The 15,971-nt window shown below is 44.4% G+C and carries 14 protein-coding genes; 5 read left to right on the forward strand and 9 right to left on the reverse strand.

Annotated elements, in window-relative coordinates:
* Positions 1 to 70 precede the first annotated feature (70 nt).
* A complete protein-coding gene (locus GWR56_RS11445; protein WP_162431374.1) occupies positions 71 to 859 on the reverse strand; it encodes a carbon-nitrogen hydrolase family protein in 789 nt (262 codons plus the stop codon).
* A gap of 42 nt (positions 860 to 901) precedes the next feature.
* Positions 902 to 1,750, reverse strand: a complete 849-nt coding sequence (locus tag GWR56_RS11450) for a sugar phosphate isomerase/epimerase (protein WP_162431375.1) — start codon at positions 1,748 to 1,750, stop codon at positions 902 to 904.
* 195 nt (positions 1,751 to 1,945) lie between these two features.
* Between GWR56_RS11450 and GWR56_RS11455 the strand changes: the two genes are divergently transcribed.
* A complete protein-coding gene (locus GWR56_RS11455; RefSeq protein ID WP_162431376.1) occupies positions 1,946 to 3,853 on the forward strand; it encodes a class II glutamine amidotransferase in 1,908 nt (635 codons plus the stop codon).
* 145 nt (positions 3,854 to 3,998) lie between these two features.
* Here the strand turns inward: GWR56_RS11455 and GWR56_RS11460 are convergent, their stop codons facing one another.
* Positions 3,999 to 4,655 carry a LysE family translocator gene (locus tag GWR56_RS11460; RefSeq protein WP_162431377.1) on the reverse strand — a complete coding sequence of 219 codons (657 nt, stop codon included), beginning with the start codon at positions 4,653 to 4,655 and terminating at the stop codon, positions 3,999 to 4,001.
* A gap of 190 nt (positions 4,656 to 4,845) precedes the next feature.
* Here GWR56_RS11460 and GWR56_RS11465 point away from each other — a divergent pair, with 190 nt between their 5' ends.
* Together GWR56_RS11465 and GWR56_RS11470 are read left to right on the forward strand one after the other, a co-directional pair.
* Positions 4,846 to 6,456 carry a sugar MFS transporter gene (locus tag GWR56_RS11465; protein ID WP_162431378.1) on the forward strand — a complete coding sequence of 537 codons (1,611 nt, stop codon included), beginning with the start codon at positions 4,846 to 4,848 and terminating at the stop codon, positions 6,454 to 6,456.
* Positions 6,457 to 6,530: 74 nt separating this feature from the next.
* Positions 6,531 to 6,986 (forward strand): dCMP deaminase family protein, encoded by a 456-nt coding sequence (locus tag GWR56_RS11470; RefSeq protein WP_162431379.1) that lies wholly within the window; start codon positions 6,531 to 6,533, stop codon positions 6,984 to 6,986.
* Between the two features lie 132 nt (positions 6,987 to 7,118).
* Here GWR56_RS11470 and cmk read toward each other — a convergent pair whose 3' ends face one another.
* Entirely contained in the window at positions 7,119 to 7,793 is a 675-nt protein-coding gene (gene cmk / locus GWR56_RS11475; RefSeq protein WP_162431380.1) for a (d)CMP kinase, read from the reverse strand.
* A gap of 106 nt (positions 7,794 to 7,899) precedes the next feature.
* Here cmk and arfB point away from each other — a divergent pair, with 106 nt between their 5' ends.
* Entirely contained in the window at positions 7,900 to 8,313 is a 414-nt protein-coding gene (arfB, locus tag GWR56_RS11480; RefSeq protein ID WP_162431381.1) for an alternative ribosome rescue aminoacyl-tRNA hydrolase ArfB, read from the forward strand.
* Positions 8,314 to 8,391: 78 nt separating this feature from the next.
* On the opposite strand, the gene GWR56_RS11485 is transcribed toward arfB, so the two are convergent.
* From GWR56_RS11485 to lon, 3 genes are all read right to left on the reverse strand, one after another.
* Positions 8,392 to 9,360: a lipid A deacylase LpxR family protein gene (locus GWR56_RS11485; RefSeq protein ID WP_162431382.1), complete on the reverse strand. Its 969-nt coding sequence runs from the start codon at positions 9,358 to 9,360 to the stop codon at positions 8,392 to 8,394.
* A 57-nt stretch (positions 9,361 to 9,417) separates the two neighbouring features.
* The gene (locus tag GWR56_RS11490) at positions 9,418 to 9,990 is read right to left on the reverse strand and encodes a hypothetical protein (protein ID WP_162431383.1); all 573 of its coding nucleotides are present in this window, start codon (positions 9,988 to 9,990) and stop codon (positions 9,418 to 9,420) included.
* Positions 9,991 to 10,124: 134 nt separating this feature from the next.
* Positions 10,125 to 12,605, reverse strand: coding sequence for an endopeptidase La (lon, locus tag GWR56_RS11495; protein ID WP_370463748.1), 2,481 nt, complete (start codon positions 12,603 to 12,605; stop codon positions 10,125 to 10,127).
* Positions 12,606 to 13,232: 627 nt separating this feature from the next.
* On the opposite strand from lon, the gene GWR56_RS11500 reads away from it, so the two are divergent.
* Positions 13,233 to 13,862: a tetratricopeptide repeat protein gene (locus GWR56_RS11500; protein WP_162431385.1), complete on the forward strand. Its 630-nt coding sequence runs from the start codon at positions 13,233 to 13,235 to the stop codon at positions 13,860 to 13,862.
* Here the strand turns inward: GWR56_RS11500 and GWR56_RS11505 are convergent.
* On the reverse strand, positions 13,840 to 14,412 hold the full coding sequence (locus GWR56_RS11505; RefSeq protein ID WP_162431386.1) for a hypothetical protein: 573 nt from the start codon (positions 14,410 to 14,412) through the stop codon (positions 13,840 to 13,842). The two genes, GWR56_RS11500 and GWR56_RS11505, sit on opposite strands and share 23 nt — an antisense overlap.
* Positions 14,399 to 15,952 (reverse strand): 2,3-bisphosphoglycerate-independent phosphoglycerate mutase, encoded by a 1,554-nt coding sequence (gpmI, locus tag GWR56_RS11510; protein ID WP_162431387.1) that lies wholly within the window; start codon positions 15,950 to 15,952, stop codon positions 14,399 to 14,401. The genes GWR56_RS11505 and gpmI overlap by 14 nt, the downstream gene beginning before the upstream one ends.
* Positions 15,953 to 15,971: the final 19 nt, after the last annotated feature.

The following is a 15,971-nucleotide window of genomic DNA, read 5'->3' on the forward strand; positions in this document are numbered from 1 at the left end:
ATGATTTAAAGAAGGATTCGCGACTTGCTATCGAAGATTGCTTCGTTCCTCGCAATGACGTGGTTAGAGATTAATCATACAATTCCGGCTTAAATCTTTTTGCTAAATAACCGGTAGCTTTTTCAGTATCAATATCCGCCACAATAACGCCGGCTTCGCCGTAAGGCTGATAGGCAGCGCATACGCCATCCGGCGCTATGATGGAACTGGTTGACTCCTGATATTTCATGGTATAGCCCACACTGGCAAAATAAATAGTGTTTTCTAATGCACGCATCATCATGGCCTTTTCGTAATACGGGCTGCTGCTGTGGCACCATTGGGATATTTGTTTGCCTTTTATATCGCTGCCGGTAAGGTGCGGGTGAAAAACTACCTGTGCGCCTTCGCGTGCGGCCCAGCGAACCGATTCGGGATAGCGGAAACCTTCATGGCAAATGGTGATACCAAACCTTAAGCCGCCCACTTCAAACAGCTTTCGTTCTGTGCCGGGTGTCCAAACCGCGTCTTCAGATGGGTCCAACTGGTTTTTTGTTTGATAGCCCAATACTTTGCCTTCTGCGGATATTACTTGCGCAACGTTTAAAAATTTGCCGTTATCATACCAATCCATCGGCATAATTACAGCTATATGGTTATCAGCAGCTATTTGGCAAACGTTATTTAAAGCAGCCTGCAATTCATCGGGCGAAGCTTTTGGCACTTCAACATCTGCCAGCGGATAGCCTGGTATAAATGTTTCGGGGAAGCAAATTATTGCCGCGCCTCGCTGTGCCGCGTCCTTAACCAACTTTTCGGTAACGGCTAATCCATCAGCTATTGATGTTGGGAACGGGGGAGAGGCAAGTGCTATTTTCATGCACGTAAATTTAACAGTTAGCCAGCTTTTCGTTACATTTTATTACAAACTTTTAAGGTATTTAATAGTCTCGGGGATTTGCGCGGCGTGGTCCGGGCTTTCGTCTTCAATAAAATAATGTTCAACGCCTACTTTTTTTGCCGTTTTTATCACTTCGGGTACGTTTATCTGGCCTGTTCCCAAAGCTACATCGTTTTTAATATCGGTGCCGCCGGTCAGGTCGTTAGCTATACCCTTGCGGATATCTTTCAGGTGCATTAGCTTCCAGCGGGTTGGGTATTTCAGCAGCAGCGCGGCCGGGTCTGCACCTCCATGGAATGCCCAAAGCATATCCAGTTCAAACGATACATATTTTGGGTCTGTATTTTTGGCGATATAATCAAACAGGGTACCGTCTTCATACTTTCCAAATTCATAGCCATGATTATGGTAGCATAAGGTGATGCCGTTTTCCTGCAGCACTTTGCCGCCGGCGTTAAAGTCTGCAACGGCTTTTTTGGCGTCATCAATAGTAAAAGTATCGCCATGAGGTATCCAGGCCACCATTACGTATTTAGATCCGAATATTTTGGCAAGCCGTACAGCTTCCTGCGGGTTGGTGGCAATAATATTATAATCAAGCCCGATGGACGGCATACTGATGCCGCGGTCGTCAAGCATTTTTTTAAACTCCCCGGGACTGATATTTTTAGGGTTTGGGCCTTCCATTTCGGTAATGCCCAAAGCTTTAACGGTATCAAGTGTGGTAGCAACGCCATTAGGGAAACTGGCGCGGTAAGTATATGCCTGAACACCCATCGGCATGTCAAACAGCGGCTTTGCCTTTTGAGACGAGCAGGAAACGGTAGCTAAGGCGTAAAGCGTAGCTACGCCAAAAAACAATTTTTTCATAATGCAGATAATTGATCTGTTCAAATTTAAGGTTTCTGCAATAGTGTCAAAATTTGAGATGCCTGGGCATTATAAAATGTTAAAATTGTATCAGGTACGCGCTGATTTTCCACATCGCAAAAAATACTAACTAATGACAATATGTTTAAACACAATATAAGATAAAATTTTACCTTTGCATGCTCATTACCAATCATGAGCGATCAGATTAAACATGAATGCGGTGTGGCATTTATCCGCTTACTAAAGCCACTCTCTTACTATCAGAAAAAGTACGGCACTGCGCTGTACGGTTTAAACAAGCTTTACCTTTTAATGGAAAAACAGCACAATCGCGGGCAAGACGGCGCGGGTGTTGCCACCATTAAACTGGATATCGAGCCTGGCAAACGGTACATTAGCAGGCACCGGTCAATGGCGTCGAACGCTGTGGCCGACATCTTTGAGTATATTCAGAAAAAATTTGCTGAGATACAAAAGGAAACGCCTGAAAAAATGGCTGACACCGAATGGCTCAAAGAACATATAAGCTTTACCGGCGAAGTGTTATTGGGCCATTTGCGTTATGGTACGCATGGTAAAAACAGTATCGAGAACTGCCACCCTTTTCTAAGGCAGAACAACTGGATGACCCGCAACCTGGTTATTGCCGGTAACTTCAACATGACAAATGTTGATGAACTGTTGCAGCAACTTTACGACCTGGGGCAGCATCCTAAAGAAAAGGCTGACACCGTTACCGTGCTTGAGAAGATCGGACACTTCCTTGATACTGAAAATCAGGGGTTGTTTGACCAGTACAAACGCGAGGGTGTGAATGACAACATGGAGATCAGTAAAATGATAGCCAACGACCTTGACGTAGCCAAGATACTTACCAAATCGGCTAAGAACTGGGATGGCGGTTATACCATTGCCGGTATAATGGGCCACGGCGACGCATTTGTAATGCGCGACCCGGTTGGCATACGCCCTGCGTTTTATTATTATAATGATGAGATAGTGGTTGCCGCATCTGAGCGCCCCGCTATTCAAACCGCGTTCAATATCCCTATTGAGGATATTCGTGAGATAAAGCCCGGCCACGCCCTTATTGTAAAAAAGAACGGTACGATAACCGAGAGCATGTTTAGCGAACCGTTGGAAAAAAAATCATGCTCATTCGAACGGATCTATTTTTCGCGCGGCAGCGATGCTTCTATTTATAAAGAGCGTAAACAATTAGGCAGGCTGCTTTGCCCGCAAATATTGGATTCGGTAAATAACGATGTTAAAAATACCGTATTCTCTTACATACCAAACACCGCCGAAGTTGCTTTTTACGGGATGGTAGAGGGGGTGCACAAGTACATAAAGCAATACCAGCGCGACAGGCTGCTGAACCGCGAGGATAAGATAAGCGAAGAAGAACTTTCTGAAGTTTTGGCGCTTGCCCCGAGGGTTGAAAAGATAGCCATAAAAGACGTTAAGCTGCGAACCTTTATTACCCAGGATGCCGACCGCAGCGAAATGGTTGCCCACGTTTATGACACCACTTACGGCCTTATTAATAAAGACGCCGATACCCTGGTGGTGTTAGATGATTCGATAGTGCGTGGTACTACGTTAAAACAAAGCATATTAAAAATACTTGACCGCCTTGGCCCTAAAAAGGTTGTAGTGGTATCGTCGGCACCGCAAATTCGTTACCCGGATTGCTATGGCATTGATATGTCGCGCATGGGCGAATTTGTGGCTTTTGAGGCTGCTATAAGCCTGTTAAAAGAGCAGGGTAAGGAAAATATCATTGTTGAGGTTTACCAAAAATGTAAGGATAGCTCTAAGCTTGCCAAAGAGGAAGTAGAGAACTACGTAAAGGCTATCTACGCGCCATTTACCGACCAGGAAATATCCGACCGTATTGCTAAGATCATCACCCCGCCAAATATTAAGGCCAAAGTAGAGGTGCTTTATCAAACGCTTGATAACCTGCACATAGCTTGCCCCGACCATACCGGCGACTGGTACTTTAGCGGTAATTACCCAACCCCGGGTGGTAATAAGGTGGTAAACCGCGCCTTTGTTAACTGGATGGAAGGGAATAACCAGAGGGCATATATGTAAATCTGGTGATTAGAGAATAGAGATTGGAGAGCAGTCCCGATCTAATCAATATAAAGAGCGATGGGTTTTCTATCGCTCTTTTTTGTTTGCTAGATGCTTTCCGTAGAGATGCGATACTTCTCGTCTTTAGCTCCGGAATGGTTGCTCAACTAACCGCCGGTGCCGAAAATATGAAATGGGTAACCAACCTGTCTATCAACACCAGCGAGGCGATGATAAGCGCTATGCCGGCAACCTCATTTAAGCGATGTATAAATTTCGGCGATATTTTTTCGCGAAGTTTGTTTGCGTAGAAGGCTTTTACTGTATCAAGGCCGAATTGGATAATCAATATGGTAAGAAACATTATCGCTATTTTAGCGGTACGGTGGTGCACACCCGCATGAAACTGCGTACTGGCCACACCGATAACCACCGTCCAGTGTAGCAGCACGGTAGGGTTGAAAATGCACATCACAAAACCTTTAAAAAAGTAACCCGCATGGTTTATTTTCTTTGGAATAGTGTTTTTGTAATCAACATCGGCCTTTTTAAAGATGTAATAAATGCCGATAGTGAATAAGATGACACTACCGATAATGCCTGCAATGGTTTTATCATGAGCGGAAACCTCAAAATATTGCGAACCGTAAAGTATGGCGCCAACAAACACCATATCGCTCATTACCACACCAAGGGCAAGCGATATGCCGGCATGAAAGCCTTTTTCTATACTGGTTTTTATTAAAGCAAAAAAGACCGGGCCTGTTATAAACGTGAGCACTAATCCAAATCCAATTCCCGAAATAATGGCTTCTATCATTATATAGGCTTATATGTCCTGCGTAAATCATACAGGTAAAAAATCAGGACACTAATATGCAACTTTTATCTGTTAAACAACAAAAACTTAATGTTGTGATTTATATTTTGAAAAAATTATAGCCATAATTATAAAATTTGATTTATGTTTAGTGCTTCAAACACACCAATAGTATAATCTTAATTAAACGATGGAAAAAACACACTCGAAGAGTAATGGATCGGCGTTGTATACGCTGGTAACAGTATTTTTCTTTTGGGGCTTTTTAGCAGCTTCGAACGGAATATTCATACCTTTTTGTAAAGCGCATTTTAGCTTAACACAATTCGAATCGCAATTGATCGATTTTACTTTTTACGGTGGCTATTTCATCGGCTCGTTGATACTTTATTTTGCGTCTTCGGCAACTAAGGTAGATATCCTGAACAAGATAGGGTACAAAAACGGTATCATTTATGGGTTGTTGATTTCGGCCGTTGGCGCATTGATCATGATCCCGGCAATTAATTCAGGCTCATTCGCCTTCATATTGTTCACTTTCTTTGTAATTGCTTTGGGTTTCTCTTTACAGCAAACCGCTGCCAACCCTTTTGTGGTAGCCTTAGGCAGTGCCGAAACCGGTACCCACCGTTTAAACTTTGCCGGTGGTGTAAATAACTTCGGTAGTATTTTAGGCCCAATTATCGTCGGCTTTGTGCTGTTTGGATCGGCTACAGCTAAAATCCCCGCTGCGGATGTTAAAATATCATCAGTAAATAATCTTTATTATATACTTGCAGGACTGTTTATTGCCGTAGCTATATTCTTTTGGGTATCAAAGTTACCAAGCGTAACCAGCGATGAAAAAATCGAATCGAGCAGTAAAGCTAACAGGCCATTGGGAATCATATTTATCGCTTTCCTGCTGATATTGGCCGCGCAGCCGCTTACAGATGCTACCGGCATTGCAAAATCTTACTTTGTGTATGCCTCGCTGGCCATCATCCTCATAACCCTGTTTACTACCGTATCTGTAAGTAGCAAGCACAAAGAGGGTTGGGGCGCTATGCAATACCCACAGTTAATATTAGGTATGCTTGCCATATTTACCTATGTAGGCGTCGAAGTTACCATCCAGAGTAATATGGGTGCCTTACTGGAAACCCCCGCGTTTGGTAACTACACACCGGATACTATTGCACCGTTCATATCGCTTTATTGGGGTAGCCTGATGATTGGCCGATGGACAGGCGCTATAGCTGCTTTTCAGCTTACAAAAACCGTTAAGTTTGTTCTTACTGTAATTGTTCCGTTTATAGCGTTTGCAGTGGTTATGATCGTTAATCATATTGGAGGTACAGATGTAACCACCTTATTACCTTATGCGGGTTGTGTTGCTGTATTGGTAATAGGCTTCCTTATTGGCAACCAAAAGCCGGTACGCACATTGGCCCTGTTTGGCATACTGGGCGCTATATTTATGATAACAGGTTTACTAACAACTGGCATGGTGGCCATCTTTGCGTTTATCAGCGGTGGCTTATGCTGCTCTATCATGTGGCCATCTATCTTCTCGTTGTCAGTTACCGGCTTAGGTAAATACACCAGCCAGGGTTCGGCATTTTTAATTATGATGATCCTGGGCGGCTCCATAATTCCCCCGGTACAAGGTATTCTTGCAGATACCAGCGGCATTCACCAATCGTACATTATCCCTGTTATAGGCTTTGCTTACCTTGCGTTCTTCGCATGGAAGGCCGGATCTGAGTTAAAGAAACAAGGTATTGATGTAGATAATATGGAAGCATCAGGAGGACACTAATATTAGTGATTAGAGATTAGTGATCAGAGATTAGTTTTCTTCACTAACCTCTAATCTCTTATCTCTAATTAACTATGGATAAACCAAGTTTCGAAAATATCTTCATGAACCTGGCAACCGACCTGGCCAAACGCTCGCACTGCGTTAAGGCACAGGTCGGTGCCGTTTTGGCTAAAGACACCCGCATTATATCCATAGGGTATAACGGCCCGCCTGCGGGTACCCACAACTGCGATGAAGAATGGCCTGGTCAGGGTTGCGCACGCGATTCTAAGGGCAGCTGCTCGCTTGCCCTGCATGCCGAGGAGAACGCTATTCTGTATGCTGTAAAAAATGGCGCTAACCTTGAAGGCGCTACATTATACACCACATTATCGCCATGCCTGCCATGCGCAAGACTTATATTTTCTGCAGGGATAAAACAAGTTTATTTCGACAAATCTTACGCCCAATACAAAGGCCTCGCCAGCGACGAAGGTGTTGACTTTTTAAACAGGTTTGGCGTGAAAGCAGTAAGATCGGGAGAGTGACTTCGCCACGCGTCATTGCGAGGTACGAAGCAATCTCTTCAAGCAAATCCTTTATGCAAAGTGTACAATTGTTCTGAAGAGATTGTTTCGTGTCTTTTAAGGACGTTCTTTTTGTGACTTTAGACTAAAAACTTACGACTTCAACTTCTCCACCTTATCCAGTGCAAACTGCAGCTGCTCATCGGGGGTAAGGTTGGTATTATCCAGTATAATGGCATCCCTGGCACGTACCAGAGGGCTTTCCTCGCGGGTGGTATCCTGGTAATCGCGGTGGGCGATGTTCTCAAATATTTCTTCTAATGTGATCCCTGGGTTTTTTGTATGGATCTCGTCATAACGGCGTTTGGCGCGTACGGCCGGGTCGGCGGTCATAAATATTTTTATAGGCGCATCGGGGAAAACGGCGGTGCCAATGTCGCGGCCGTCCATCACAATGTTTTTTGATTTACCCATACGCTGCTGCTGCTTTACCATTTCGCGGCGCACTTCTTTAAGCGCCGATACCTCGCTTACCTTTTCTGATACAGGCATCTGGCGTATCTCGTCCGAAACTTCCTCGCCGTTCAGTGTAATGTGGGTTTCGTAATCGCGCGAGTGGAAATTAAGATGGATATTGTTCAATGCTTCCTCTATCTGCGCGTGGTTATGCGTATCAATGTTGTTCCGTAAAAAATACAGGGCTACTGCACGGTACATGGCGCCGCTATCCACATATATGTATTGTAACTTTTTAGCCAATGCCTTGGCCAGGGTGCTTTTACCGCATGATGAATAGCCATCAATGGCTACTATGATATTGTTGCTCATCAGGTAACGAAGTTACGGTTTTTTGACGAATGGTTAAGTGGTTGATTGAGTTGAAAATTAACTACTCACCAATCAACCCAATCAACCATTCACTATCTTTGCCGCCATGAACTTAAATAAGGCCGACCTGCAAAAGGAGGTTTCCTACAAAACATCGCGCAGCGGGGGCAAGGGCGGGCAAAACGTAAACAAGGTTTCTACCAAGGTGGAGTTGCTTTTTGATATCAACAGCTCGGCCTTGTTTAGTGATGAAGAAAAGTTATTACTGAACGAAAAGCTGCAAACACGTTTTAACAAGGATGGCCTGGTGCAGGTGATATGCGATGAAGAGCGCAGCCAGTACCTTAATAAAGAGATAGCCATTGAACGGCTGGTAATATTGCTAACCAACGCGCTGCACAAACCCAAAGCGCGCAAGGCATCAAAGATCAGCAAGGCGGCAAAGCTTGCCCGGCTTGGCAACAAAAAGATACAATCAGCCAAAAAAGCTGACCGTAAAAGGGATTTTGATTATTGGTGAGAATATAATTGTCATAGTCGATAGTCCATAGTGTGAATTTATGCCCTTAACTATGGACTATCAACCATTGACTATGGACTAATTAAAGCGGTACAACACACTTACCGAACCCCACTGGTGGGTGCTTTTAACCATCTGCTTCACCTCGCGGGTATTAATGACCGCACCGATATCAAACACAAACCTGCTGGTGGTAAATGCCACACCCAATTGATTGCTAAAAACAACGTGGTTAATATCGCCCACTATCTCCTGGGTGCCTGGTTCGGGGTGGTCCTTAAATATGTTGCCTTGTACGGTAGCATCGTATAAAACGCCGTTAATTTGCGGTTTGTAGTAAAAAAACAATTCGTTGTTATGCAAAAGCGGGGTACTGGTGTTTTTGCTAACCGTGCTTTGCGTACTAACCGATTGAAACAGCTGGTTAAAATTACCCAAACGCAGCATTGGCCCAATGCCTGCAGCATTAAAACCTGTACCTACATTAACATAGCCCGCATAACTAATATCGGCCCATGAGTTGCGTGCAAGTAATTTATTAACCTCGAAATTAAGGTTCAGTTGCGGGGCGTTACGAACCTGATACTGCCAGGTATTAAGCTCGTAAAAACCAAAGGTATTGTGGATGAATTTCTGGATAGCGTAGCCGCCTGCTGCCGGACCTACAATACCCACCCGCGCAGTTAATTTTATCGAGGTTTCGTTTTTATAGATGATATTTCCGGATATACCAAAGTATAGGTAACCTGCAACTGGCCTGTCTATTTCGCTCGCGGAAGGTAATTGGCCTGATTGCGCATTATAGATCTTTTGACCGATCTCATACCCGGCTATGTAATTCGCAATATCGTCGTGGCGCTTCATTTTGCTAAAATCAATCGCGTGGCGATAATTAAGAAAAAAGCCATTGGTGTAATACCTGTCAGACCCCTGGCCCAGGAAAGAATCGTTGTCTGATTGAAAGCCAATTTCGTTGCTGCGGTTTTGGGCGTATGAGCCAATGCCGGTTAAAACAGCAGCGGCTAACAAAAGAAATTTTTTCTTCATTTTAGGATTAAAGGTGCGCTAATGTAAAAAAAGCAGCGATATTATCGCTGCTTTTTTTTAAAACGCGTAGCCAAAGCTCACATACGGCCAGTAGGGTAAGAACTGCTCGGATGTAATAACCGGGCTCACACCCGCCCTGAACGAAAAGCCTCCGTCCACAGGTTGATAACGGTAACCGAAATTTAGCGTTCCGATTATTCCGTTGTGGTTTTTGCTTTTGGTGTAATAAGTGCCGTCGCTAAAATAAACATCTTCATACTGTGTGCTGAAAAAAACATCGTTGGTGTTCACGTTATAGTAAGTGACACCTGCGCCAACTTCAAAATATTTACCGCGTTTACCTGCCAGGTAATTTATTGCCACAGGTAAAGTAAACAGGTGGTCGCCATTATCGGCATAGTAGCTTATTCCGGCTCGTCCGCCCCAGCCGTCCTGCTCCTTCTTGAAACGTACATCATAGTTAACCGAATAGATAGCGCCGGGACCGAGCAACTCAAAAAAGAAGGTTTTGGCTTGTCTGGTAAAGTAAGCAGATTGAACGGAATCTGTCTGTGATATTTTTTGAGCGCTGGCTGTAAAGGTGCCGGCGCATAGTAATGCGAGTAGGCTTAATCGGAAAGGTTTAAACATATAAGGGTGTAAAATTGGCCCGAAGATAAAATTTTAAGTTAAACTAATTTATAAGTTAAATCCTTTAAAATATATTAAACAAAATAGCCGGCAGAATGGTCTGCCGGCTATTGTTTTATGGTGTTGCGGATGGCTTAATTTACAACTACGATTGGCGCATCTTTTTCCTTAACCGTTAAGTCAAGTGCACCGGCAACCTTTTCGTCAAGCAGTGCCAAGTTTATCACCTCGCGCATATCGGTAACGTAATGGAATTTAAGATCGGTAATATAATCTTCCTTGATTTCCAGGATATCCTTTTGGTTTGATTTGCACAGGATGATCTCTTTAATATTGGCACGCTTTGCAGCCAGGATCTTTTCTTTTATACCCCCAACAGGCAACACACGGCCGCGCAGGGTTATCTCACCCGTCATGGCCAGGTGTGGTTTTACCTTACGTTGCGTAAATGCCGATACCAGCGCGGTAAGCATGGTAACACCTGCCGATGGGCCATCTTTTGGGGTAGCGCCTGCCGGTACGTGCACATGCACATCCCATTGTTCAAACAGCTTTGGATTAATGTTAAATTCAGCGGCATGCGCCCTTAAATAAGCTAATGCAATTGTCACCGATTCCTTCATTACATCGCCCAAACTGCCGGTAAGGGTTAATTTGCCATTACCCGGACTCAAGCTGGCTTCAATAAACAGAATGTCTCCGCCAACTGATGTCCACGCAAGGCCGGTTACCACGCCCGCGGTATCGTTGCCTTCGTACAGGTCTTTATCGTAAAATGGCGGGCCAAGTATCTTTTCAACTTCCTTTTTGGTGACGAGGGTGTTGTACGGCTCTTCCATGGCTATATTTTTAGCCACACCCCGTATAACCGAACCTATCCTTTTCTCCAGGGCGCGCACCCCCGATTCGCGGGTGTAATCTTCTATCAGCTTTTCAATAACATCGCTTTTTATGACCACATCTTTTGCGGTAAGGCCGTGGGCCTCGCGCTGTTTGGGTAATAAATGCCGTTTTGCTATCTCTGTTTTTTCTTCGATGGTATAACCGTTCACCTCGATAATCTCCATACGGTCCAAAAGAGCAGGCTGTATGGTGCTCAGCGAGTTTGCAGTAGCGATGAACATTACGTTCGAGAGATCGAAATCAACCTCAACGTAGTTATCGTAAAAAGTACTGTTCTGTTCAGGGTCAAGCACTTCAAGCAAAGCCGATGAAGGATCGCCACGGAAATCGGTGCTTACTTTATCTATCTCATCTAAAATAAATACGGGGTTTGCCGCACCGGCCTTTTTAACCGATTGAATGATACGGCCCGGCATAGCGCCAATATAAGTTTTACGGTGCCCGCGGATCTCTGCTTCGTCGCGTACGCCGCCAAGCGCCATACGCACATATTTACGGCCCAATGCCTTTGCTATCGATTTGCCCAGCGATGTTTTACCAACACCCGGGGGGCCTACCAAACAAAGAATAGGGGCTTTCATATTATGCTTCAGCTTTAATACAGCCAGGTATTCAATTATGCGCTGTTTGACCTTATCAAGGCCAAAGTGGTCCTTATCTAAAATTTTTTGGGCGCGTTTAAGGTCAAAGTTGTCTTTAGTGAACTCGTTCCAGGGCAGGTCTAACAACAGTTCAAGGTAGTTTATCTGCACCGAATAATCTGCCGCGGCAGGATTGGTGCGGGTAAGTTTTTCCAGCTCTTTGGCAAAATGGGTTTTAACTTCCTTGCCCCATTTCTTTTTTAGCGCGCGCTGGCGCAGGTTTTCTATCTCCAGGTCGGGCGATGTGCCACCAAGTTCCTCCTGTATGGTTTTCAGCTGCTGGTTAAGGAAATAATCTCGCTGCTGCTTGTCAAGGTCAACCCTTACCTTGGTTTGTATCTGGTTTTTTAGTTCCAGCATCTGCAGGTCGAGCGTAAGGTGTTCAAGCACCATATTTATCCTGTCGCGCAGGCTGGCAGTTTGTAATAACGCCTGCTTAGCCGCCATATCAGCGTTCATATTTGATGATATGAAATTGATCAGAAAAGATGTGCTTTCGATATTACGGATAGCTATGCCGGCCTCGCTGGGGATATTCGGCGATAGCTGTATAATGTTCATGGCCATGTCTTTAACGGACGATACCATGGCTTTAAATTCTTTATCTTCTTTGGCCTTAACTTCTTTAAAAGGTTCTATAGTTGCCTTAATGTAAGGCTCGCTTTGTACCTCTTCCTTCAACACAAAACGCTTTTTGCCTTGCAGTATCACGGTAGTGTTACCATCGGGCATTTGCAGCATTTTTATGATAAGTGCAATGGTACCAACCTTGTTAAGCTGGTTAAAGGTAGGGTCTTCAATACTTACATCCTGCTGGGCAACAACACCTATCAGGCGGCTGCCTTTATTGGCATCGCGTATCAGTTTGATGGATTTATCGCGACCAACAGTAATAGGGATAACAACACCCGGGAATAACACGGTGTTGCGCAGCGGAAGGATAGAAATAATATCGGGTACCTGCTCATTATTCATCTCCTCCTCATCCTCTGACGACATCAGGGGGAAAAACTCGGAATCTTCGTTAATAGAAGGCATGGTATTCTTAAAATCGAATGGATCAAAACTCATCAATCACCTGTTATGTATGGTAATAACGTCATAATGGCAGGCTCAGATACGCCGGGCATACACATACAGGGTTATTACCGGTAGTTATATATTCAAATATACAGTTTCAAGAGCTGTGCCAATATAAATTTATCCGGGCTATGAAAGGTAGTTTTAGCTTAATTAACTGACTTATTGCGCCTTAGGATTACAGGGCTGCTGATAAGTGAGGGTGTTAGATTTGGATAAAGCGGAAAAAAAGTCATGCTGAGGGAGGATTTACACAGATAACGGCAAAGTCCCCTAGAGTTACCAGCCCCTCGAAAAAAAACAGAACATTCCCGGTAGATTTAGGTATTTATCTGCTTATTCAGCCGCAAACAACATGTAAATTATAGCCCCCGGCAACACAGCAACCATAATTATAAGGTTAACATTTGGATGACTTTGAGAGATGTTGGTTCTTCACCTTTTTAAGATACAACCGGCTCCTCTTTAGTCATGAGCGTTATTACAGTGCGCATACCGCATGTAACTATATTAGTTGATAATTATATAGCTTAACAAATTATTAACAAATTGCGGGCATCACATAATAATTTGCGGTATTGTTAGTTATTATTGTTATCGGATAAATCCCAAGAATTAATGAGGCTGTCGGCTATAATTTCTTTTTTCATACTTACCTCGCTCGAAACTTCATCGGCCCAGAACGCCTATGTAAAGTTGGGGCAGCAGGCGTTTATGGATGGCAATTTTAAATCGGCGGTTAAGCAGCTTGAAAAGGCCTGTATGGTCGATTCGACCAATGCCAACGCATACTGGATGCTGGGTTATTCTTATTATCACAGCCAAAGCTACCGTAAATCAATAGCTGCCTATACCAAGGTTATCTTTATAAACCCGATTGATGCCACCGCCTATTATTACCGCGCACGTGCAAAGGGATATCTGGGGAAGGACACCTTCCTGTCGCCGACAGAGCGTGAAAAGTACCTGCTGGGGGCAATTTTCGACCTCACTAAAGCATTAGCCATAGACCCGGACGATCACGGAAAATGCTACCAGACCCGCGGCATAGCATACCGCGAATACGGCGAATTTAAATTACAGCAAAACAGTCAGCATACCTACGATAAGGCCCGGGGCATTAACGCCCTTAAAGCATCAATAGCCGATCTGGAGAAAGTGCTTAACGATAACCCCGGACGGGCCGATATATCGTCGCTGATAGAGCTTTCGAAAGAGAAGTTAGCTACAGCGCTTGGCCATCATTAAATATCCCTTTAATGCGGTAGCTGTTGGCGCCCATTATTTTTACCCGCTGCATTTTTTCGATGGAGTAATACAAGTTAGGGTTGTAAACAAGCTTTTCGGTAGTATTGTACAATATATTGCGGGCGTTATTGATAATAGCTATAGCGGTTACCTTCCCTGCTTTTTTAGTGATAACTATTTTTCGCGTTTTAAGGTCGGGGTATTTGGCTTTGTAAACCAGGCTATCTTCATTTGCTTGTACGGTGTAGCTTAGTTTCCAGGCAGGCTTGTTGATATCGCTTTCTGTAAAAAGCTCAAGTTCTTTGGGCCAGCTGCCAATATGCAATTTATGGCTTTCAGCTTCATCGTTATGGGCAACTGTTTTATAAACCTGCGGGTTTTGCCTGGTAAGGCGTGCTGCTTCGCTGTTAAAATATCCCTTTAGGTCAAAGTAACTTAGCCGGGCGCCTGTTTCTTTAATTTCGGGTTTGTTACAGGCATAGCTGCCGCTTAAAAGCAGCAGCAGACCAATATAAATTGTATATTTTTTAACCGGATTACACCAATACATTACCTGTCATTTCTTGAGGGATAGGTACACCTAAAATTTGCAGCACAGTTGGCGCTATATCGCCCAGCTTGCCATCCTTTACCTGTTTAACATCAGCATCAATAATAATGCAGGGAACCAGGTTGGTTGTGTGTGCCGTATTTGGCGATCCATCCTCATTTATCATATAATCGGCATTACCATGGTCGGCAATGATGATGAACGAGTACCCGTTTTTTAAGCCTGTTTCAACCACTGCGTTTGTACAGGCGTCGGCGGTTTCGGCAGCCTTCATAACCGCGCTAAAAACACCTGTGTGGCCCACCATATCGGTATTGGCAAAGTTAAGGCACACAAAATCGGGCCAGCCGGCTTCCAGCTCTGGGATTATGGCATCGCGGATGCCTTCGGCACTCATTTCGGGCTGCAAATCGTAAGTTGCAACCTTTGGCGATGGTACTAACAGGCGCTTCTCATCTTTAAACTCCGTTTCGCGCCCGCCCGAAAAGAAAAACGTTACATGTGGATATTTCTCTGTTTCGGCTATGCGTATCTGTTTTTTACCCGCGCTTTCTAAAACCTCGCCCAAGGTTTTATCCAGGTCGTCTTTGCGGAAAACCACCTTTACGTTTTTAAAGGTTTCATCATAGGATGTCATGGTGACATAATGGATGTTTAGCGGTTTCATACCGTACTCCGGAAACTCTTTTTGAGTAAGCGCCTGCGAGATCTCGCGGCCCCTGTCTGTACGGAAGTTAAAACAGATCACCACATCGCCGTCTTTAATAACCGCAACAGGTTGGCCGTTTTCATCAACCTTAACAATGGGTTTAATAAATTCATCGGTAACGCCTTCAGCATACGATGTTTCTATGGCGGCTAATACGTCGTCAGTAGGTTCGCCCTCGCCTTTAACCATCAGGTCGTAAGCCAGCTTTACCCGCTCCCAGCGGTTATCACGGTCCATGGCGTAATACCTGCCAATAGCCGACGCCAATCTTACCGGCGAGTCGGCTATGTGCTGTTCCAGGTCGGTAATGAATTTTAAGCCCGAGTTTGGGTCGGTATCGCGGCCATCTAAAAAGGCGTGTACAAATACTTTTTCCAGGCCTAACGCATTGGTGGCATCAGTTAACCCTTTTAAGTGGTTAATGTGTGCATGCACTCCGCCATCACTCACTAAACCTATCAGGTGCAGGTCTTTATCGTTATCCTTAGCATACTTAAATGCTTCCAGTATAGTTTCGTTCTGTACAAACTCATTGTCTGTAACCGCTTTGTTTATACGGCCCAGTTCCTGGTAAACCACCCGGCCAGCGCCTAAATTCATGTGCCCCACTTCGGAGTTGCCCATTTGTCCTTCAGGCAATCCTACGGCAAGGCCCGATGCCTCCAGCCTTGAGTTTGGATATTGAGCAATCATCGAGTCGAAAAACGGCGTGTTTGCTGCCGCAATAGCGTTCGATTTATCGTTACGGCCGTATCCCCAGCCGTCGAGTATAATTAATACAACTTTTTTTTCGTTTTCCACAATGCAAATATAAAAGCAACGTTTAAACATTATAATTTAAATACCTGTT

The sequence above is a fragment of the Mucilaginibacter sp. 14171R-50 genome, from assembly GCF_010093045.1.
GTDB lineage: Bacteria > Bacteroidota > Bacteroidia > Sphingobacteriales > Sphingobacteriaceae > Mucilaginibacter.